Origin of the sequence: Stenoxybacter acetivorans DSM 19021, assembly GCF_000745895.1 — a bacterium.
In the GTDB taxonomy this organism is placed as follows: Bacteria; Pseudomonadota; Gammaproteobacteria; order Burkholderiales; family Neisseriaceae; genus Stenoxybacter; species Stenoxybacter acetivorans.
The window spans coordinates 42,379-64,064 of record NZ_JQKE01000011.1 but is presented as its reverse complement, the minus strand read 5'-3'; the positions used below and the strand labels follow the sequence as shown (position 1 = coordinate 64,064).

The window sequence follows — 21,686 nt, the reverse complement described above, 5'->3', positions numbered from 1 at the left end:
ATCCCAGCGTTGTTTACAGTATTTATAGGAAAATACTGCAATGAACATTCATAAAAGAACCCGTTTACTGCCCTATCAGCGTCAAGAAATTTGGCGGCTTTATACAGAAGAAAATGTCCGCGTTTCTGATTTGGCGGCTACCTATTGCGTCAGCAGACCCACCATCTATAAAGTCTTGAAAGAAGCGCGGTTACAGGTATTCGTGCCTAAAAACAGCACTAATCGCCGCTTCAAGCAAGTTCGTTACGGCATGAAGCGTTTGGCAAAAGTAGAAAAAGCCATTCAAGACAAACTCAAAGCGCAGGCGCAGCGGTACAATAAGACTTATCCCGGTGAAATGCTGCATGTGGACACCAAACGGCTACCCGTATTGGCAGGTCAAACCCGAGCGAATCGCCATGAGTATTTATTTGTGAGTATTGATGATTTTTCTCGTGAACTATATGCGGGCATTTATCCTGATAAAAGCCAATTCAGTGCAGCAGATTTTTTAAAGAACAATGTGTTGCAACAATGTCCTTATCAGATTGATTGCGTATACTCGGATAACGGGACAGAATACAAGGGAACGTTGGAACACGCTTTCAGGGCGGTCTGTACGGAACATCGCATCAATCAAAAATTTACCCGAGTTGCCCGACCACAGACCAATGGTAAGGCAGAGCGGGTTATCAGGACGTTGATGCAGATGTGGCACGATAAAACACGCTTTCAGAACAGTGAGCATCGAAAGCTGGAGCTAAATCGCTTCATCAACTACTACAATACGGTGAAGCCTCATAAATCACTTAACGGAGCGACACCATACGAGGTACTAGAGAAATATTTTTATTTTGATGAAAAGTGTAAACAACACGGGTAATTCTTACAGTTAAATTCTTCAGGTAGCCTGAAAGAGTGAATTTACTGAATATTGAGTCTGTGCCGGCATTAAGCCATGTGCTTGATGAGAACAACCAAGCGGCGGTTCTCAGTGCACGCAGTGAAAAGGACAAAACGAATGAGTCAAATTGCAGAAATTAAAGTACCCGACATCGGCTCAGATAATGAAGTTGATGTGATTGATGTGGCGGTAAAAGTGGGCGACGTGGTTGCCGCAAACGACACGTTAATCACCTTAGAGAGCGAAAAAGCCACCATGGATGTGCCGTCGGACAAAAGCGGAAAAATCACCGAAATTTTGGTGAAAGCGGGTGATAAAGTGGCGCAAGGGCGCGTGATTGTTAAATTGGAAACCACCGAGCAAATTGCAGCAACACCCAACACAAGCACCAAACAAGCCGCCGTTTTGCCCGACAATGAGCGATTCGCATTTAATTTAATAGACGACACCAGCACCAAACAGGTTGCCGTGCCGCCGCCCGCTGCTGCCGTTGGTGTGCTCGCTGAAATCAAAGTGCCTGACATCGGCGGTGAAAAAGCGGTTGATGTGATTGATGTGGCAGTAAAAGTCGGTGATGTGGTGGCGGTGAACGATACCCTGATTACTTTGGAGAGCGAAAAAGCCACTATGGACGTGCCCGCAGATAAAGGCGGGAAAATCACTGAAGTTTTGGTGAAAGCGGGCGATAAAGTTATTGAAGGCAATGTAATTGTCAGATTAATCAGTAGCGCAGCGGCTGCTAAATCAGATGTTAAATCGGAACAGAGCGTTCCGCCGTCCGCAGTCGTATCGGCTTTGCCGCAATCGGCAAGTACCGTGCTTGCCAAACCGACAATAGCTTCTGCCGCCGCTGTTGTACCTGCTGTGCCGCAAGGTCAAGCCCATGCAGGTCCTGCTGTGCGTAAATTGGCGCGGGAGCTGGGCGTGGATTTGCGTTTGGTTAAAGGCAGTGCACGGCAGGGGCGGGTTGTGGCAGACGATGTTAAAAACTATGTCAAAAACGCATTGCAGCAACGCGAATCTGCACCGTCAAGTTTGGGCGGCGGTTTGGATTTATTACCGTGGCCGAAAGTGGATTTTGCCAAATTCGGCGAAATTGAAGTCAAGCCGTTAAGCCGCATCAAAAAAATCTCAGGGCAAAATCTGGCACGCAATTGGGTGATGATTCCGCACGTTACCCACCAAGCCGAAGCCGATATGACCGACTTGGAATCTTTCCGCCGGCAGCTGAACAAAGAATGGGAGCGCGACGGGCTGAAAATCTCTGCTTTGGCGTTCATCATCAAAGCGAGTGTCAAAGCCTTGCAGGAATTTCCCGATTTCAATGCTTCGCTTGACGGCGACAATTTAATTTTGAAAAAATATTGCCACATCGGCTTTGCCGCCGATACGCCCAATGGCTTGGTGGTGCCGGTGATTAAAGATGCCGATAAAAAAGGCTTGAAAGAAATGACTCAAGAGCTCACCAATTTGAGCAAAAAAGCACGTGAAGGCAAATTGATGCCACAGGAAATGCAAGGCGCGTGTTTCACTGTTTCCAGCTTGGGCGGCATCGGCGGTACAGGATTTTCTCCGATTATCAATGCGCCTGAAGTGGCTATTTTGGGCGTATGCCAATCGCAAATGAAACCGGTGTGGAACGGCAATGAGTTTACGCCGCGCTTGATGTGTCCTTTATCGTTGTCATTTGATCATCGGGTGATTGACGGCGCATCTGGTATGCGTTTCTTGGTCTATTTAGCAGATTTGCTGGCGGATTTTCGGCGTGTGTTGCTGTGATTTTCAGGCAGCCTGTTGCTGTTTAGGCTGCCTGAAAATAATCGATTGTTATTCATAATATTTTCGGTTGTTATTCATAACGTTTGCTTATAAGCGGTTGTGCTTTTTTGGGTTATAATTGCCGTTACATGGTTTTAATTGACAGTTTAAAACCTGTATTCACATCTGCCGACTTCGGATTTTGAATACAGGTTTTTTTGATATTCTCATTGACAAAGGTATTCTATGCACACATTCCACTTATCCGGCTACCCGCGCATCGGCGCGAAACGTGAGCTGAAATTTGCTGTTGAAGCGTTTTGGAAAGGCACAAAAGCCGAAGCAGAGCTGCAACAAATCGCCTCTGCCATTCGCCAAGCCAATTGGGCGGCACAAAAAGCAGCCGGAGCAGATCTGGTGCCGGTGGGCGATTTTTCATTTTATGACCACGTGTTAGACACATTGTGCGCACTGGGTGCAATCCCCGCACGTTTTGGTTTTGATGCTGCCAAACTCACGCTGCCTGAATACTTTCAATTGGCTCGCGGCAATGCCACCCAAATGGCAATGGAAATGACCAAATGGTTTGATACCAATTATCACTATATCGTTCCCGAATGGCATACGGACACCCGTTTTAAAACCAACAGCCAAAACCTGATTGCACAAATCCGTGAAGCCAAATCATTGGGTTATGACATCAAGCCGACTTTGGTTGGCCCCATCACCTTATTGTGGCTGGGCAAAGAAAAAGACGCGGGTTTAAACCGCTTGGATTTGCTACCGAAATTGCTGCCTGAATATCAAAAATTATTGCGTGAATTGGCAAATGAAGGCGTGGATTGGATTCAAATCGACGAACCGATTTTGGCAGTGGATACCGAACAAGCATGGCTGAACGCATTTGCACCCACTTATAAAGAGCTGGCAATCACCGGAACGCGCATTATTCTCGGCACTTATTTTGCCTCTGTTGCCGAACACGTGAATCTGCTCAAAGGCTTACCCGTGCATGGTGTTCATATTGACGCTGTTCGCGCACCCGAACAATTGGCGGTATTCGCCGAAGCATGGCCGGAAAATAAAATCTTGTCTGTCGGCGCAATTGACGGGCGCAATGTATGGCGCGCTGATTTAACCGCCGTTATCAACACGCTCACCTCCGTTGCCGCTAAATTGGGCAATAATTTATGGCTGGCACCGAGCTGTTCTTTGCTGCACAGCCCGCAAGACCTGGGCGTGGAAGAAAAACTGAATCCCGAAATCAAAACATGGCTGGCATTTGCTGCACAAAAATTAACTGAATTGGGTGTGGTGAAGCAGGCACTGGAACACGGCAAAGCGGCTGTTGCCGATGCCGTTGCCGCTTCTGATGCCGCCGCCGCCGCCCGTAAAACCAGCAAATTAATTCACCGCGATGCAGTGAAAAACCGCCTTGCCAACTTGCGCCCCAATGCCGATCAACGCAAAAGTCCGTTTGAAACCCGCATTGCCGCACAATTGGATTGGCTGAAATTACCCTTGCTGCCCACCACCACCATTGGCTCATTCCCGCAAACCACTGAAATCCGCCAAGCCCGTGCTGCCTTTAAAAAGGGCGAATTGAGTGCCGCCGATTATGAAGCCGCGATGAAAAAAGAAATCGCCTATTGTGTGGACGTTCAAGAAAAATTAGACATTGATATTCCTGTGCATGGCGAAGCCGAACGCAACGACATGGTGGAATATTTCGGCGAGCAAATGGAAGGCTATTGCTTTACTCAATTTGGCTGGGTGCAAAGTTATGGTTCACGCTGCGTAAAACCGCCGATTATTTTCGGTGATGTTGCCCGCCCGACACCGATGACGGTGGCGTGGTCGTCTTATGCGCAAACGTTAACCAAACGTCCGATGAAAGGCATGCTGACCGGTCCTGTTACCATGCTGAAATGGAGTTTCGTGCGCAATGATATTCCGTTGAGCCAAGTATGCAAACAAATTGCGCTGGCATTGAATGACGAAGTGTTGGATTTGGAAAAAGCCGGCATTAAAGTGATTCAAATTGACGAACCTGCTATTCGTGAAGGCTTGCCGCTGAAACGCGCCGGCTGGGAAGAATATCTGGCATGGGCGTGTGAATCTTTCCGCCTCACGTCCACCGATGCGGCAGACACCACCCAAATTCACACCCACATGTGTTATTCGGAATTCAACGACATTCTTCCCGCCATTGCCGCGATGGATGCCGATGTAATTACCATTGAAACATCACGGTCTGATATGGAATTGCTGGATGCCTTTGTGCAATTCAAATACCCGAATGACATCGGTCCGGGTGTGTATGACATTCACAGCCCCCGCGTACCGACCGAAGCAGAAATTGAACATTTGCTGCGCAAAGCCTTAAAAGTGATTCCTGCCCGCCGATTGTGGGTAAACCCCGACTGCGGTTTAAAAACGCGTGCGTGGCCGGAAACCATTGCCGCTCTGGAAGTCATGATGACGGTAACGAAAAAATTACGCACCGAATTGAGCGCGTAACACGCAGTACATCATTGATTGCGATAAAAAAACCACTTGAGCATGAAACATGCCGAGTGGTTTTTTAGGTTATAGCAAATATACTAGCAACCCACACGGCAAGCCAACATGTAGTTCACATCTAAACGGTCAGTAAAACGATATTGGCGGGTAATGGGGTTGTAGGTTAAACCTTTGCTGTCTGCCGTGATTAAACCGGCGGTGCGGCACATGCGAGCCAATTCGGCGGGTGTAATGAAGCGTTTGTGGTCATGCGTGCCTTTGGGAACAAGGCGGAGCAGGTGTTCAGCGGCAACAATGGCTTGTAAATAGGATTTGATGTTGCGGTTGAGGGTGGATAAGAACACCCAGCCGCCGGGCTTAACCAGTTTGGCACAGGCGCGGATAACCGTAGCGGGATCGGGAACGTGTTCCAACATTTCCATACAAGTCAGCACATCAAAAGCGGCAGGCATTTCTGCCGCCAAGTCCTCCACGCTGATTAAGCGGTAATTCACATTGTTTGTTTGCGTTTCTAAAGCATGTAATTTGGCAATTTTCAGCGACTTTTCCGCCATATCAATGCCCATTGTCTGTTTTGTGCCGTAGTGCGCCATGGCTTCGGTGAGAATGCCGCCGCCGCAGCCCACGTCCAACACCGTTTTGTTTTTCAGCGAAGCGTGGCGGTTGATAAAAAACAGACGCAGCGGATTGATGTCATGCAACGGTTTGAATTCACTGTCTTTGTCCCACCACTTGTGTGCCAGCGCGCTGAATTTATCAATTTCCGCATGATCCACATTGGCGTTGATTTGGGTTTGATCGATACCACTCATGGTTTTTGCTCCGTGGTTAAATTGGGTGCGGCATCAATACGCTGCCACAATGCCCAAATGTGTTGTTTTTCCCGCGGGCGCGCACCCGCAATGATTTCACGCCAGCCCGAATCGGCGGTTTGGTTTGGGCTGCGGTTGACCAAACGATAGTTGCAATAGGTGTTGTCTGTATCTAATTTCAGCCAGCCGTATTGCCGCCAAGCAATACGAATGGGGTAGTCCGTGCGGTTTATGCTAACGCATTCGCTGCCTTGTTGCAGCAAAGCCACTTCATCGGAATTGAAAACTTGCTGAATGTGCTGCACCACCGGCCGCTGGCTTTTTGCGGCATCAAGCCACGGCAAAAATAAAGTGAGCAGTAAAGTCCAAACCAAAGTTATCCCTGCCGCCCAGTTCGTAACGGCTTGACGCGCACGAATGTGTTTACGCGTCATTGCCCACAGCCACAGTATCATGCCGGCCAACGCAACCAACAGCGGAAAATAATCAATATCCACCCGATAATATGGGCTGAAATAAGCGGAACGTTCCGCTAATTTTGTCGGCCAACCGTAGTTCATCGCAAAAAAGCCCAGCCACAAAAACACCGCCAGCAAGCTGAATGTCATCACGCCGAACCAATTTAAAAAAGCCGCCGCGCCGCGCCGTAGCGCATCAAGTTTGGCGGCACCAATTAATGCCAAGGGCGGTAGCAGCAATACCAATAAATCCTGAAATTGCAGCGGCAATAAGGCAAAAAACACCCCAAACAAGGCAAGCCAATACACGCAAAACACGCCCCAATCACAGCGCATCAACGGCAAACGCCATGCCGTCCATATCGCCAACGGCCATGCCGGAAAAGCAAACCACAGTAAATTTTTGAGGTAATAGCCCAAACTGAAACGCATTTGCCACTCACCCAAACCGCCAAACGGCTCAAATAAATGAAAACGCAGCCATTGATGAAATAAAGCCGCATCGGTTTGCCACAAAGCCAGCGGCCAAATCAGCATCAACGGCACCGACCACAACAAAGCAATGCCGAAAACCAAGCCCAAACGGCGGTGATACACCGTTTCGGACAAAGGCGTTAAAAACAAAGCAATGCCCAAAACCAAGCCAAAACGGCGGTAACGCCAAAACGGGTGAAACCACAGCAAGCCCACCGACAACATCATCAACAAAGGCAAAAGCAGGCTGCCTGAAACCGACAGCACCACCCAGCCGCCGCCCAGCATTAAACACGCCATCATCACGCGGGTGCGTGCCAGCGATAAGCCGTATAAACACATTGCGCAACCGGCAAGCAGCGGCGGCAGAGTGCTCATAAAATGAGCCGGCGTTAGTAAACCCGGGCAGCCGATTAAAATCAATACCGCAAACCGCCCCGAGCCGCGGCCGATAAATGATCGCGCTGCGCCGCCGATACATGCCAGCGATAAGACCGTTAATAACACATTCACCATGCGAACTGCCGCAAAAGCATCTTTCAGCCAAGGGGTCAGTACGGATTGGCTCAATACCCCGAGCCAAACATACAACGGCGAGCTTGTCCAATCCGCTTGCCCGAAAAACGTGGGTATCGCCCAGCGATCGGCTTGCCATTGCTCAATAACCGTAAAAAGATGCGCTTCGTCTATTGACCACAAATCATGCGCAAATACACCCGGCCACAGCCACACAAACACCAGCAACCACAACAAATAAGGTTTGCGGTGGTTTGAAGTACTTGAAACATTGCTGGGCGGCGTGTAAGTGAGCATATTGGTTTGATTACCGTTGTCTCAGAATGGTGTTTTTAAGAAATAACAATTACTTTTGTTTAAGAATATCGGTTTATCTATTTCAGGTTGCCTGAAAATACCTTACTGCGGCAGAATTCCTTTCATGCCCTGTGCCATTTTCAACAATTTACCCATACCGCCTTTGGTGAACGATTTCATCATTTTCTGTGATTGTTCAAATTGTTTGAGCATTTGATTGACTTCCTGCACCGAAACACCCGCACCCAAAGCAATGCGGCGCTTGCGGCTGGCTTTGATGAGCGCGGGGTGAGTGCGTTCTTTCGCGGTCATGGAATTGATAATGGCTTCTGTGCGGCGAATGGCGGTTTCTGCCGTGCCTTCGGGTACTTTTTGTGCCAGCTGCCCCATTTCGCCCGGCAGTTTCGACATAATCGATTCAATACCGCCCATTTTGCGCATTTGTTGGATTTGTGCTTTAAAGTCGTTTAAATCAAATCCTTTGCCCTTGTGCAGTTTTTTTGCCATTTCCTGAGCGGTTTTTTCATCAATGCCTTTTTGCACGTCTTCAATTAAAGACAAGACATCGCCCATACCCAGAATTCTGCCCGCCAAGCGGTCAGGGTAAAACGGCTCTAAACCGGTAATTTTTTCACCCACGCCGATAAATTTAATCGGTTTACCGGTTACGTGGCGCACCGACAATGCCGCACCGCCGCGGGCATCGCCGTCCATCTTGGTGAGGATCACACCGGTGAGTGCCAAGGCTTCGTTGAAGGCTTGCGCTGTGTTCACCGCGTCTTGACCCTGCATCGCGTCCACCACAAACAGCGTTTCCACGGGATTAATCGCAGCATGAATGGCTTTGATTTCATTCATCATCACTTCGTCAATCGCCAATCGGCCCGCTGTATCCACCAGTAAAACATCATAAAAATGTTTTTTGGCGTAGTCCAAAGCGGTTTGTACAATCACCACCGGCTGCTGATCGGCTTCTGACGGGAAAAAATCCACACCCACTTGATCAGCGAGCAAACGCAATTGCTCAATGGCGGCAGGGCGGTACACGTCGGCAGACACGACCAATATTTTTTTCTTGTGTTCGGTTTTAAGTAATCGTGCCAGCTTGCCCGTTGTGGTGGTTTTACCCGCGCCCTGCAAACCCGCCATCAGCACCACAGCAGGCGGCACAGCCGCCAAATTCAGGCTGCTGTTTTCTTTGCCCATGAGGTTTGTGAGGGCTTGATTGACCACACCGATAAAGGCTTGACCGGGCGTTAAGCTGCCCACTACTTCTTGTCCGACGGCTTTTTCTTTTACATCAGCAATAAATTGTTTCACCACCGGCAAAGCCACATCGGCTTCCAAAAGTGCCATGCGCACATCGCGCAGTGCATCTTTGATATTGTCTTCACTCAAGCGCGCCATACCGCGCAGGTTTTTACTGATTTGCCCTAAACGACCGGATAAGTTGTCTAACATAAATATCCCCGTCCGCCATAAGCGGCGGCTTTTTGTTACAATGAAAAATCCAAATGGTTTTTATTCGCACAAATAAATTAAGTGCGGTGGAAACCAATTTGTTTTCAGGCTGCCTGAAAACATGGCGTGTGTGCCATCAGCGGAAACACCGCAAAATGGCGGGTATTTTACACCACCTTGCCGCCGCCGGCGGGAAGTTTCGGGATTTCGGAAAGTTTTAAAATATGAATTTACTGCTGCTGGCCTTGGCTTTGCTCTATATCGGCTTATCCGTATTTGTGTGGCGGTTTTGGCTGCGGCAAAGCGGTGCGTCCTATCCCATACACACGGAATTAGCCGTGCTGGCCTTGGTGTTATTGCTGCACACCAGCGTGATTTGGCTGCCGCTTTTGCATGACCGCCAATTGATTATCGGTTTTGGACACGCATTGAGTTTGGTGGCGTGGTTGATGGTGCTGTTGTATTGGTGCGGCAATTTTTTCTATCCGCTCAAAGGTTTACAATTGCTTCTGTATCCATGCGCGGCGGTATCCATGCTGCTGGCGGCATTCCTGCCGGGCGGACAGGCTGCTTATCATCTGCAAAATCTGCCGTTTATGCTGCACATCAGCTCTGCGTTGCTGGCATATGGTTTATTCGGCATCACCGCGTTACTGGCAATATTATTATTGGTTCTGAACCGCCAATTACACCGCCGCGCCATGTCGCCGATGCTGCAAGCCCTGCCGCCGCTGTTGAGTATTGAAAAGCTGATGTTTCAAGGCATTTGGGCGGGCTTTATCTTATTAACCATTGCTGTTATCAGCGGTACGGTATTTGCTGAAGCCGTGTTCGGCGCACCTGCCGCGTTTACCCACAAAACCGTATTCGGCGTGCTGTCGTGGCTGATTTATGCCGGCATTTTATTAAAACACTATTTTCAGGCATGGCGCGGTAAAAAAGCGGCGTGGTGGGTGATTGTGGCATTTATTTGTTTGATGCTGGCGTATATTGGTAGCAAGTTTGTGCTGGAAATTATTTTACACCGCATGTAAATTGCTTTTGCGGCAATTAACTTAAGCCATAAAGCAATTCGTTTTTGCTTGACAATCCGCAGTCAGCTTGATTAAAATAATCGAATAATATTTTTTAACGGATTTGTTTAAAAAATACGGCGAATTAGCTCAGTCGGTTAGAGCAGAGGAATCATAATCCTTGTGTCCGGGGTTCGAATCCCTGATTCGCCACCATTTATTTTAAAAGTCGGCTTGCTGTGCAAGTCGGCTTTTTTATTGCTTTTTAACCATTTAGAGTATCAATCTGATTTGGTATCGTTGTATGATGCCATCTTTAAAAGAAGTACTTGCAGAATATTTTTGTGAACTGACAAAACAGCAGCGGAATAAAAAATGGCGCAGAATTTTGGTAAAGTAGCGGTGTTAATGGGCGGTTTTTCCAGTGAACGGGAAGTGTCGCTCAACAGCGGACGGGCAATTGTGGCAGCCTTGCAAAGCAAAGGCGTGGATGCACACCCTTTCGACCCGCAAGAAAAATCATTGTTTGATTTGGTGTCTGACGGCTACAATCGTGCGTTTAATATTTTACACGGCACTTTCGGCGAGGACGGCGTGGTGCAAGGTGTGCTGGAATTTTTGGGCATGCCCTACACCGGCTGCGGCGTGGCTGCCAGTGCCATTGGTATGGATAAACTGCGCAGCCGTTTGTTGTTTGCCGGCTGCGGCTTGCCGAATGTGCCTTATGAGGTTTTACACGACAACACCAATTTTACCGTAGCTGAACAGCGTTTGGGTTTGCCTTTATTTGTCAAACCGGCGGCAGAAGGCAGCAGTGTTGGTGTCCACAAAATTAAGGAAGCGGGGCAATTGGCAGCGATTTACCCTGAATTAAAACGCTATCATGGTGCTGTTTTGGCAGAAAAAGCCATCATGGGCGGTGAATATGCGTGTTCGGTATTGGGCAATCGCGCATTGCCAAGTATTCGCATTATTCCTGCCAACGAGTTTTACGATTACGAAGCCAAATACCAGCGCGATGACACTGTTTATTTGTGTCCGTCTGATTTATCGGCAGCAGAAGAAGCCGAAGTAAACGCTTTGGCACTCAAAGCCTTTGAAGCAGTCGGCGGGCGCGGCTGGGGGCGTGTGGATTTTTTGCGTGATGACAGCAGCAATTGGTATGTTTTGGAAATCAACACCGTGCCGGGCATGACACAACACAGTTTAGTACCGCAAGCTGCCCGTGCGGCAGGCTTGAGTTTTGCGGATTTGTGTGTTGAAATTTTAGACCATGCGGCTGTGGGATAACGCCGCTGCGCTGCGCCGCTTGTATCGTGGCTTGTATGCAATCGGATTGGTGTGTATTTTGGCATCCGTTGCTGTGTGGGCAGTAAATTCACCGTACTTCCCCATTAAGCGCGTTGAAGTGGCGGGCAGGCTGGTTCGTGTGAATGCCGATGATGTGGCTGCTGTTGCCAAGCAATATTTGCACGGCAATATTTTCAAAGCAGACGTGAATGATACGCAAAAGGCTTTGGCAAAATTGCCGTGGGTGGCAAACGTTCAAGTAAAACGCTTGTGGCCGGATGCGGTTGAAATTACCATTGAAGAACGCGTCCCGGTGGCACGTCTTTCAGGCAGCCCGAAATTGGTGGATAAAGAGGGTAATTCATTCATTGCGCCAAGTGATGAGGTTTTCCCTGTGCTCTCGGTTGATCGGACAGACTTAATCAAAAACATGGTGCCGCAACTGAGTGTATTCAGGCAAATATTAGAACCAACAGGCTTGAACATCAGCCAATTACATTGCAGTGATCGTTTGGCGTGGCAAATTGTGCTGGATAACGGCATAATCCTGCATCTGGGTAAAGATGATGCGGAACTGCGTTTACGCCGCTTCATATTGGCGTGGCATCGCGTGTTAAAAGACAATGCAGCTGCTGTTCGTTATGTTGATTTGCGTTACCGCGACGGATTTGCGGTACGCTATAAAGAAAACAACGCCCATATTGCAAAAACAGCTGCAATGGTTCGATAAACAAGAGTCGCCGAGAAACAACTCATATCAAAACGGATTAGAGATTTATGGTTAAAGGAAAAAAGCACGTTTGCGCCCTGGACATCGGCACATCTAAAGTCGTGGCTTTAATCGGTGAAATACAAGCCAATAATGAAATCCACGTTGTCGGTATCGGGGAGGCGAAATCGCATGGCTTGAAAGCGGGCATGGTTACCAATATTGAAACCACTGCCGCCGCCATCAGGCAAGCGATGGAAGAAGCACGCACCATGGCTGATGCGCATATGGAATTTGTAACCACCGGTATTGCCGGGAATCATATCCGCAGTTTAAACTCACAAGGCGTGGTGAAAATCAAAGACGGTGAAGTAACCCAAGCCGACATTGACCGTGCCGTTGAAACCGCCAAAGCCGTCAATATTCCGGCAGAACATGAAATTTTGCACACGGTGGTGCAGGAATTCATCATTGACAACCAGCCCGGTGTAAAAGACCCAATCGGCATGAGCGGTGTGCGTTTGGATACGCGTATCCACATCATCACAGGCGCAGTAACCGCAATGCAAAATGTGCAAAAGTGCATCAACCGCTGCGGCTTGCACATTGATTCCGTGATTCTGCAGCCGCTTGCCAGCGCGCAAGCCGTTTTAACCGAAGACGAAAAAGAATTGGGCGTGTGCGTGATAGACATCGGACACGGCACCACAGACATCGCGGTTTACACCAATGGTGCCATTCGCCATACTGCCGTGATTCCGGTCGCAGGCGATTCCATCACCAAAGATTTGACTCAGGCTTTGCGTACACCGTATAAAGACGCGGAAGAGATCAAAATTCATCACGGCGTGGTACTCGGCAACATGGACGGCTTAGATGAAATGATTGAAGTGCCGAGTGTTGCCGATCATCGCCCGCGCCAAATTTCACGCCGCACTTTGGCAAGCGTGATCGGTCCGCGCGTAGAAGAAATTTTGGAAGTAACCCGCAATGAACTGCGCCGTGCCGGTTTTCCGGAAGAGGTATTGACTTCCGGCATCGTATTAACCGGCGGTGCATCTTTATTGCCCGGCATGGTTGATTTGGCAGAAGATGTATTTAACTTGCCTGTACGCATTGGTGTGCCGTCTGAATTGGGTGGTGTATCTGAACGGGTGCGTAATCCGCGTTTCGCCACAGCCGTCGGTTTGCTTCAGGCAGCCAGCGGTGATTTTCACTACTGGGGCAGTATGTCGAAACACAATGATGAAACAGGATCGTTTTTTGTGAAATTGCGTGATTGGCTTAAAAATACATTTTATTAAATTGATGCTAAATCACAGAATATATCTCACGAAACAAAACAAATACTTTATAAATACTTTTGCAGGATTTAATAAATGCTTTTGCAGGATTTACCGAAGTATCGTTATAATGAATCGAAATTTATTCATCAAATTTTAATAACTCGTTTTCTGCAAACAACATGTCCGAGGGGATGCGCTCATGCAATTGGTCTATGATGTGGTTGACACAGCCACCGGTCCGGCATTGATTAAAGTAATCGGTATTGGCGGCGGCGGTTGTAATGCCATCAACAATATGATTGTGAATGCCGTACAAGGCGTAGAATTCATCAGTGCCAATACCGATGCACAGTCTTTGCAAAACAATCGTGCACCCAAACGCGTGCAGCTGGGTACTAATCTCACCAAAGGCTTGGGTGCGGGTGCCAACCCCGAAATCGGACGCAATGCCGCGATGGAAGACCGCGAATCAATCGCCGATGCCATTCGTGATGCCAATATGCTGTTTATCACCACAGGCATGGGCGGCGGCACAGGCACAGGCGCAGCACCGGTCGTCGCAGAATTGGCAAAAGAAATGGGTATTCTTACCGTAGCGGTGGTTACCCGCCCGTTTGAGCATGAAGGTAAACGCATTCAAATCGCCAAAGACGGCTTGGAAGCCTTGAAAAAAAGTGTCGATTCACTGATTGTTATTCCCAATGATAAACTCATGAGTGCTTTGGGTGAAGATGTTACTGTGCGTGATGCTTTTCTTGCCGCAGACAATGTGCTGCGCAACGCAGTGGCAGGCATTTCCGAAGTCATCACCAGCCCCGGCATCATCAACTTAGACTTTGCCGATGTGCGCAATGTCATGGGCATCACCGGCATGGCAATGATGGGCTCAGGGCAAGCACACGGCATTGACCGCGCCCGTCTTGCTACTGAGCAAGCCATTTCCAGTCCGCTGCTTGATAATGTCAGCCTGGATGGCGCGCGCGGCGTGTTGGTGAATATCTCCACAGCTCCGGGTTGCCTGAAAATGTCGGAATACAATGAAATCATGCGTATGATCGGCGAGTATGCGCACCCCGATGCCGAATTGAAATACGGCACGGCAGAAGACGAAACCATGGAAGAAAGTGAAATCCGCGTTACCATTATCGCCACCGGTTTACACGAAAACAAAGCGACGCAATCCGGTAATTTGCGTATGGTTAAAGCGGTGCAAGCCACAGGAACCGACGGCTTGCCCGACATTGGCAGCGTGATTCGTTCTGGTCGCAGTGCGCGCAATATGAATTTAACGGCAGCAGACTTTGCCAATCAATCGGTGCTCGATGACTTTGAAATTCCGGCAGTGATGCGCCGTCAGGCTGATTGAAGCCTGTTCTAATAAATAGACCATTAAACGATTGTTTTTATTGGTAAATAATCAGGGGGCTGAATCCATTTTGTAACGGACAGCCCTTTTTGTTGCACAGGCTGCCTGAAAAGATATTGTTCAATGCAGTGGCTTGTTTTTTACGAATGACAAGAATTTTTTGTTGATGTGTACTTGTTTTATTGCATATCAATATTTAAAGCTCGGTATTTTTGGTATGATACCGCGATTATTTCAGAGGAAGCGGTATGGTTTTGCTTGATGGTTGGCTGGTACAAAAACGGGTGATTTGGTCACTGTTTTTGCGTGAGCTGAAAACCCGTTTCGGTAAATTTCGTTTGGGCTATTTGTGGGCATTGATTGACCCGCTGGCACAAATCGGCTTTTTCTATCTGATTTTCGGCTTCATTATGCACCGTCTGATGCCGGAAATTTCCTTTATCGTGTTTCTCGCCAACGGTATTTTTCCGTTTATGTTGTTTTCGGATATTGCCGCCCGCTCCGTTACCGCCATTGAAGCCAACCAAGGCTTGCTCAGCTACCGCCCGGTACGCCCGATTGATACCCTATTGTCGCGCACCTTTTTGGAAAGCCTGATTATTCTGGTTACCTACGCCATTACAATGATTTTTTTGCATTGGATGGGCGAAATATTTACATTGGTGCGCTTCTTGGAAGTGGCGATGATATTTATTTTGGTTATTTTATTTTCATTTGGTCTTGGCTGTATTTTTATGGTGGTGGGCAATGCCATGCCTGAGAGCCAAAAATTGATTCCCATTTTGTTGCGCCCGTTGTATTTTATGAGCGGCATTATGTATTCCCCGTCCATTGTGCCGCAAGAATACCGTTGGGCAATTATATGGAATCCGCTGATTCATGCGTTTGAGTTGCTGCGCCATTACGAAGTACCCAGCTATCAGTTAATACCGGAAATCAGTTTGACTTATTTGGTTATTTCCTCCGTAGTGGTATTGTCAGTGGGTTTGCTTGTGTATAAAGGCAGAGAACCTGCCATGATGACATCATGATTGAATTGAGCCATTTAACCAAATCATATAAAACACCGAGTGGACGGCACTATTTATTCAAAGACTTGAATGTGCATATTCCCGGCGGTAAAAGCGTTGGCTTGCTCGGGCGCAACGGAGCGGGGAAATCCACCTTGCTGCGCATCATCGGCGGCATAGACCGCGCCGATTCAGGGCAAGTGATTTCTGATCAGCGCATTTCTTGGCCGGTGGGTTTGGCTTCAGGATTCCAAGGCAGCATGACCGGCCGCGATAATGTAAAATTTCTCTGCCGTTTGTATGCAAAACCCGAAGAATTTGCTGATAAAATCCGCTTCGTGGAAGAGTTTGCCGAAATTGGCAAGTATTTCGACATGCCGGTAAAAACCTATTCCTCGGGGATGCGCTCGCGTTTGGGCTTCGGCACTTCGCTGGCGTTTGATTTTGACTACTACCTGATTGATGAAATTACCGCTGTCGGTGATGCGTCTTTCCGTAAAAAAAGCAGTGATTTGATTTTAAAACGCAAAGAAACCAGCCAATTTTTAATGGTGTCGCACGGCATGGGCGACATTAAGAAATTTTGTGATATGGCTTTGCTTTTATCCAAAGACGGTGTACAAGTCTATGACGATGTGGACGAAGGCATCGCGGCATACCAAAAACAATGTTGAGTGGCTTGAATGGCTAAATTAAATTTACCGAAACCAAAGTTTAATGTTCCCGCCAATGTGCGGACATCAACGAAATGGGCAAAAAAAAGACAAGCATCGCTGTGGCGGTGGGTTCGCAAAGATAAACTTTTCTTGTGGCTGGTGTTGATTCCATTTTTACTCAGCACCGTTTATTTTGTGATTTTTGCCAAAGACCGCTATGTGAGTGATTCACTGGTCTTGGTGAAGCGCGCCGATGATTCAGGCGGCATGGATTTAACCTTATCTATGCTGGTGGGCGGCGGCAATGCCACCGTTAAAGAAGACGCTTTATTGCTGGAGCGTTATATTTTGTCGCCCGACATGTTTAAGAAACTCGATGAAAAATTGAATTTTCAGGAAGCCTTTAAAAAATCCGGTGCCGATTTATTTCAGCGTTACCCTCAAGATACAATTTTTGAAGAAAATTTTGCCTATTATTTATCCAAAATTTCAGTGTTGTTTGATGAAAAAACCGGCGTATTAACCATTGCTACGCAAGGTTTTACCCCCACGTTTGCCCGCCAGTTCAACCGCGTTTTATTGCAAGAGAGCGAAGCATTTTTAAACGAATTGTCCAACACCATTACCCGCAACCAAATCACCGAAGCACAAGATGCCGTTCATCGCACTTATGCCGAGTTGCAGAATGCCGAAACATCGCTGCTGCAATTTCAAAATAAAAACAAATTGATTGATCCGCAAATTCAAATCGAATCAACCAGCCGCTTGATTGCTGAATTGGAAGCCAAAAAAGCCCAGCTGGAAACCGATAAAAATAACTTGAGTACTTATCTGAACGACAACACTCCGCAAATTCGGGCGGCACAAAGCGCCATTAACGCCATTAACGCCCAAATCCGCAAAGAGCAGGCACAATTAACTTCAGGCGACAACAATCGTTTGAATGAAAAAATGTTGCAATTTACCGAATTAAAAGGCAAAGTCAGCTTTGCCGCTGATTTGTATAAATTGGCTCTGGGTGCTTTGGAGAAAAGTAAAAATGAAGTTACCCGAAAATCGCGGATTTTAGCGGTGGTGAGTCAGCCGGTGATGGCAGATGAAGCCTTTTACCCGCGTAAAATTTATTCTTTGGCAACCATTCTTCTGATTAGCCTATTGGTTTATGGCTTAGTGAAGGTTGTTGTTTCTATTATTCGTGATCACAGAATGTAATTATGCTGAAAAAATTACTCATCGCGGCGGCTTTGACCTCCCTATTGACCGTGGCACATGCAGATGCTGTTATTTTCAATCAAATTGACGGCAGTATCGACCAACAGGCAAAACAAAATGCCACCGTGAATCAAGCACAGCTGCAAACAGCAGCCGGCAGTGCCGTACAGCAGCCGCCTTTGCCGTCGGCAAACGGTTACGGCGGTGTGCTGGGCAGCCCCAGCCGTATGTATGGTGCGCAATTGTTCAGCGGCATGTTCCGCAACAATATCAACAGCGGCATGAATGTCGGCTATCAAATCAAAGAAGGCGACCAAATCGTCTTGCGTATGTGGGGCGGATATTTGTTTGACGGGCAATTGGTGGTGGACCCGCAAGGCAATATCTTTATCCCCAATGTCGGACCGGTGCGCGTAGCCGGCGTGGCAAACGGCAATTTAAACAGCACCATTAAAAGTGCCATTGCCCGCATTTACCGTGCCAATGTGGAAGTCTATGCCGCCTTGGCAAATGCCCAACCGATAAAAGTGTTTGTTACCGGTTTCGTCTTACAGCCCGGGTTATACGGCGGCACTGCCGGCGATTCTGCCATTTCTTATTTGGATAAAGCCGGCGGCGTTGATCCTAACCGCGGCAGCTATATTGATATTGAAATCAAACGCAATGGTCATATCATCAACCGATTGAATTTGTACGATTTTTTATTGTCCGGTGATATTAAAAACCAAGATTTGCGCGATGGCGATGTCATTATGGTTACCCAGCGCAAACACACGTTTGCCATCAACGGCGATGTTTATAATCCTTATGATTTTGAATTCAACCAAGCCACAATTCCGCTTGTTACCGCACTGCGCTACGCCAAACCTAAGCCGGGGGCATCACACGTCAGCATCGTGCGCCGTCAAGGCTCGGAAAAACGTTCTGAATATTATCCAATCAGCGAAGCGCGCAATATTGAATTGGAAGACGGTGATAATTTAACGGTTACCACCGACCGCTATGACGGCACCATTCAAGTGCGCATTGAAGGCGCACATTCGGGCGAACACGCCATGGTATTGCCCTATGGTTCAACCATGGAAGCGGTGTTGGAAAATATCCGTGCCAATTCCATGTCGCAAATTGATGCCATTCAGCTGTTCCGCCCCAGCGTGGCAAAACGCCAAAAAGAAATGCTGAATTTGGAACTGCAAAAATTACAACAGGCTACCTTAACCACGCCTTCTTCCACATCAGACGAAGCATCGCTGCGGGCAAAAGAAGCGGAAATGGTGCAGGAGTTTGTGAAAAGAGCCTCTGAGATTCAACCCAAAGGACAAGTGGTATTAAATAAAAATACCCTGAAAACCACCCTGCTGGAAGACGGCGATGTGATTGTTATTCCCGAAAAAACCTCGTTGGTCAGTGTACACGGTGCAGTGATGTTTCCCAATGCCGTGGGCTGGGAAAAAGGTTTAGATGTGGACGACTATCTGGAAAAAGTCGGCGGCTTATCGCAAACCAAAGGCAAATCGAACATCATCGTGATACGCCAAAACGGCGAATCGCTGGCGGCTTCAGGCAGCACCCGTTTAAACCCGGGTGATGAGATTATGGTTTTAACTGAGGTGAAAACCAAAAATCTGGAAGTAACCCGCGGCATCACGCAAATCTTGTATCAAATTGCCGTGGCGGCAAAAGTGGTGTTCGGTTTGTAATGCTTTATTTCGTCATTCCCGCCTCAATCGCGGGAATGGCTTTATTTTGCGTATCGGTTTTGTGTGTTTGTTTAATCGCCGATAGGCTGACAAAGTGATTGTTCATGCGGCAATTTGTTACTTTTTCGCGGGGCATTGCCAAGATTCCCCACATTGAAGCATTTTTGCAAGCCAAAGTGTGCTTGGCGACCCTGTCAAACAGTGCATCAGATGCTGATGCCGTTTGCGGCTGGGGCAATAAAGCCAATACCCGCCGTGCGCAAGCCTATGCGGCACAGCATCAATTGCCTTACTATCGCTTAGAAGACGGTTTTTTGCGATCATTTGACTTGGGGGTAAACGGTGCGCCGCCTTTGTCTTTGATTATCGACAAAACCGGCATCTACTACGATTCTCATCAGCCTTCTGATTTGGAACAGTTGATTTTAAAAAACCAATTTTCCAAAAATGAATGGCACACCGCGCACATCGCAATAAGCGAAGTGCGCCAATACCAATTGTGTAAATACAATCGCTATAACGACAGGCTGCCTGAAAATCTTTCAGGCAGCCACGATAATGTTTTGGTGATTGACCAAACCAACGGCGATGTCTCCATTGCCGGCGCACGCGCTGAACAAGAAACCTTTGTGCAAATGCTGGCGGCGGCACGTTTAGAAAATCCGAACGCACGAATTTGGATTAAAGTCCATCCCGATGTATTGGCAGGTAAAAAAAACGGACACTTCTCGGCAGACAGGCTGCCTGAAAACACCTATTTATTGTCGGAAAATATCAATCCGTATGTATTGTTGTCGGCAATGAACAAAGTTTATACCGTGTCATCACAAATGGGTTTTGAAGCCTTGCTGGCAGGCAAACAGGTGGTTACTTTCGGCATTCCGTGGTATGCAGGCTGGGGCTTGAGCGATGACCGTCATTCTGATATTCCCGCTCTTCAGGCAGCCGCTCGGCGTCTGCCGCGCACTTTGATTCAGCTTTTTGCCGCCGCATATCTGCAATATTGCGTGTATGTAAACCCCAACAGCGGGGAAATCAGTGATATTTTGACCACCATTGCTTATCTGCACAAGCAAAAAAGTGATTATGCTTTGCTGAATGTTAATCTTGTAGGCTTTGATTTTTCGCTGTGGCGGCGGTTATTGTTCCGTGAATTTTTACACAGCTTGCGCGTACCCATCACCTTCACCTCATCAATCAAAAGACTACGCCATTTGGCGGATACGAAAACACCGTTTACCGTATTGCTGTGGGGCATGAAACACCCCAATGTTGCGCAATGGGCGCAAGATCGAAATATTCCGCTGATGCGTGTGGAAGATGGTTTTTTGCGCTCAGCAGGTTTGGGTTCAAATCTCACGCCGCCTTTATCCTTGTCTTTCGACGATCAAGGTATTTATTTCAACCCGCAGCAAGCCTCGCGCTTGGAAATCTTGTTGAACGAAACCGTATTTGATGAGCGAACCTTGTGTGAAGCCGAAACGCTAACCCAGCTCATGATTGAACACCACATCAATAAGTACAATGTGGGCGATGAATACGAAACCATTGCCATACCGGTAGCGCAGCGCAGCATTTTGGTGCCAGGGCAAGTGGAAGATGATGCTTCCATTCGGTTCGGTTCGGGTGCAGTGAAGACCAACTTGGCATTGCTGCAAGCCGTGCGTGCGCGCAATCCTGATGCTTTTATTGTGTATAAGCCGCATCCCGATGTATTGAGCGGCAATCGCGTTGGACAAGTTTCACATGAAATTGTGTTAAAATATGCCAATTTACAAATAGTACAAACCAGTATTTCAGTGTGCATCAATGCAGTGGACGAAGTGCATACCATGACATCACTGGCAGGATTTGAAGGACTAATCAGAAACAAAAAAATAGTGTGTTACGGAACACCATTTTATGCGGGTTGGGGTTTAACCGAGGATTTGGGTGATGCCTGTTTGCGGCGCAAGCGGCGGCTGAGGCTGCCTGAATTAACAGCGGCAGCCTTGCTGCTCTATCCCATGTATGTTCACCCGCAGACACGGCAGAGCATGAGCGCGGCAGATGGTTTATTGTGGCTGAAACAAGCCAAGCAAGCCAATATCCGCATTAAAAGCAATTGGTTTTCCCGCAAATATACACAGCTGAATTACTTGGCGCAGCTATTGCTTAAATATTTACAGCATTAGGTTTGCGTGTTGTCTATTAACACAAGTGTGCAATCCATTGTTTATAAAAATAAATTTAAAAAAGCATAGTGGTTGTTCGTATGGCTCG

General features: G+C 47.7%; 17 protein-coding genes and 1 tRNA gene. 15 read left to right on the top strand and 3 right to left on the bottom strand.

Going from position 1 to position 21,686, the window contains the following annotated elements; translation table 11 throughout:
* Positions 1-40: 40 nt before the first annotated feature.
* From Q384_RS01495 to metE, 3 genes are all read left to right on the top strand, one after another.
* A complete protein-coding gene (locus tag Q384_RS01495; protein WP_037585507.1) occupies positions 41-862 on the top strand; it encodes an IS481 family transposase in 822 nt (273 codons plus the stop codon).
* A 138-nt stretch (positions 863-1,000) separates the two neighbouring features.
* Positions 1,001-2,662: a dihydrolipoyllysine-residue acetyltransferase gene (aceF, locus tag Q384_RS01490; protein WP_037585506.1), complete on the top strand. Its 1,662-nt coding sequence runs from the start codon at positions 1,001-1,003 to the stop codon at positions 2,660-2,662.
* A gap of 225 nt (positions 2,663-2,887) precedes the next feature.
* On the top strand, positions 2,888-5,161 hold the full coding sequence (gene metE / locus Q384_RS01485; protein WP_037585505.1) for a 5-methyltetrahydropteroyltriglutamate--homocysteine S-methyltransferase: 2,274 nt from the start codon (positions 2,888-2,890) through the stop codon (positions 5,159-5,161).
* Between the two features lie 83 nt (positions 5,162-5,244).
* Here the strand turns inward: metE and ubiG are convergent, their stop codons facing one another.
* The 3 genes from ubiG to ffh form a co-directional block, all read right to left on the bottom strand.
* On the bottom strand, positions 5,245-5,976 hold the full coding sequence (gene ubiG / locus Q384_RS01480) for a bifunctional 2-polyprenyl-6-hydroxyphenol methylase/3-demethylubiquinol 3-O-methyltransferase UbiG (protein ID WP_037585503.1): 732 nt from the start codon (positions 5,974-5,976) through the stop codon (positions 5,245-5,247).
* A complete protein-coding gene (locus Q384_RS01475) occupies positions 5,973-7,721 on the bottom strand; it encodes an ArnT family glycosyltransferase (protein WP_037585502.1) in 1,749 nt (582 codons plus the stop codon). The genes ubiG and Q384_RS01475 overlap by 4 nt, the downstream gene beginning before the upstream one ends.
* A 102-nt stretch (positions 7,722-7,823) precedes the next feature.
* Entirely contained in the window at positions 7,824-9,182 is a 1,359-nt protein-coding gene (gene ffh / locus Q384_RS01470; protein ID WP_037585500.1) for a signal recognition particle protein, read from the bottom strand.
* A gap of 53 nt (positions 9,183-9,235) precedes the next feature.
* On the opposite strand from ffh, the gene Q384_RS13070 reads away from it, so the two are divergent.
* From Q384_RS13070 to Q384_RS01415, 12 genes are all read left to right on the top strand, one after another.
* Positions 9,236-9,403, top strand: a complete 168-nt coding sequence (locus Q384_RS13070; RefSeq protein ID WP_156956387.1) for a hypothetical protein — start codon at positions 9,236-9,238, stop codon at positions 9,401-9,403.
* Positions 9,404-9,406: 3 nt separating this feature from the next.
* Positions 9,407-10,216, top strand: a complete 810-nt coding sequence (locus Q384_RS01465) for a cytochrome C assembly family protein (RefSeq protein WP_037585499.1) — start codon at positions 9,407-9,409, stop codon at positions 10,214-10,216.
* A 118-nt stretch (positions 10,217-10,334) separates the two neighbouring features.
* Positions 10,335-10,411, top strand: a tRNA-Met gene (locus Q384_RS01460).
* A 159-nt stretch (positions 10,412-10,570) separates the two neighbouring features.
* Positions 10,571-11,485: a D-alanine--D-alanine ligase gene (locus Q384_RS01455; RefSeq protein WP_037585498.1), complete on the top strand. Its 915-nt coding sequence runs from the start codon at positions 10,571-10,573 to the stop codon at positions 11,483-11,485.
* On the top strand, positions 11,469-12,215 hold the full coding sequence (locus Q384_RS01450; protein ID WP_051940259.1) for a cell division protein FtsQ/DivIB: 747 nt from the start codon (positions 11,469-11,471) through the stop codon (positions 12,213-12,215). The genes Q384_RS01455 and Q384_RS01450 overlap by 17 nt, the downstream gene beginning before the upstream one ends.
* Positions 12,216-12,262: 47 nt before the next feature.
* Positions 12,263-13,498, top strand: a complete 1,236-nt coding sequence (gene ftsA, locus Q384_RS01445) for a cell division protein FtsA (protein ID WP_037585497.1) — start codon at positions 12,263-12,265, stop codon at positions 13,496-13,498.
* A gap of 181 nt (positions 13,499-13,679) precedes the next feature.
* A complete protein-coding gene (gene ftsZ / locus Q384_RS01440; protein WP_037585495.1) occupies positions 13,680-14,846 on the top strand; it encodes a cell division protein FtsZ in 1,167 nt (388 codons plus the stop codon).
* A gap of 248 nt (positions 14,847-15,094) precedes the next feature.
* Positions 15,095-15,877, top strand: coding sequence for an ABC transporter permease (locus Q384_RS01435; protein WP_037585493.1), 783 nt, complete (start codon positions 15,095-15,097; stop codon positions 15,875-15,877).
* Positions 15,874-16,530, top strand: a complete 657-nt coding sequence (locus Q384_RS01430) for an ABC transporter ATP-binding protein (RefSeq protein ID WP_037585490.1) — start codon at positions 15,874-15,876, stop codon at positions 16,528-16,530. The genes Q384_RS01435 and Q384_RS01430 overlap by 4 nt, the downstream gene beginning before the upstream one ends.
* A 9-nt stretch (positions 16,531-16,539) precedes the next feature.
* Positions 16,540-17,724, top strand: a complete 1,185-nt coding sequence (locus Q384_RS01425) for a KpsE/RkpR family capsule polysaccharide export protein (RefSeq protein ID WP_051940257.1) — start codon at positions 16,540-16,542, stop codon at positions 17,722-17,724.
* A gap of 2 nt (positions 17,725-17,726) precedes the next feature.
* Complete coding sequence (locus Q384_RS01420) at positions 17,727-19,424, top strand: polysaccharide biosynthesis/export family protein (protein ID WP_084224352.1); 1,698 nt, start codon at positions 17,727-17,729, stop codon at positions 19,422-19,424.
* Between the two features lie 104 nt (positions 19,425-19,528).
* The gene (locus Q384_RS01415) at positions 19,529-21,598 is read left to right on the top strand and encodes a capsular polysaccharide biosynthesis protein (RefSeq protein WP_037585489.1); all 2,070 of its coding nucleotides are present in this window, start codon (positions 19,529-19,531) and stop codon (positions 21,596-21,598) included.
* The last annotated feature ends 88 nt before the right edge of the window (positions 21,599-21,686 follow it).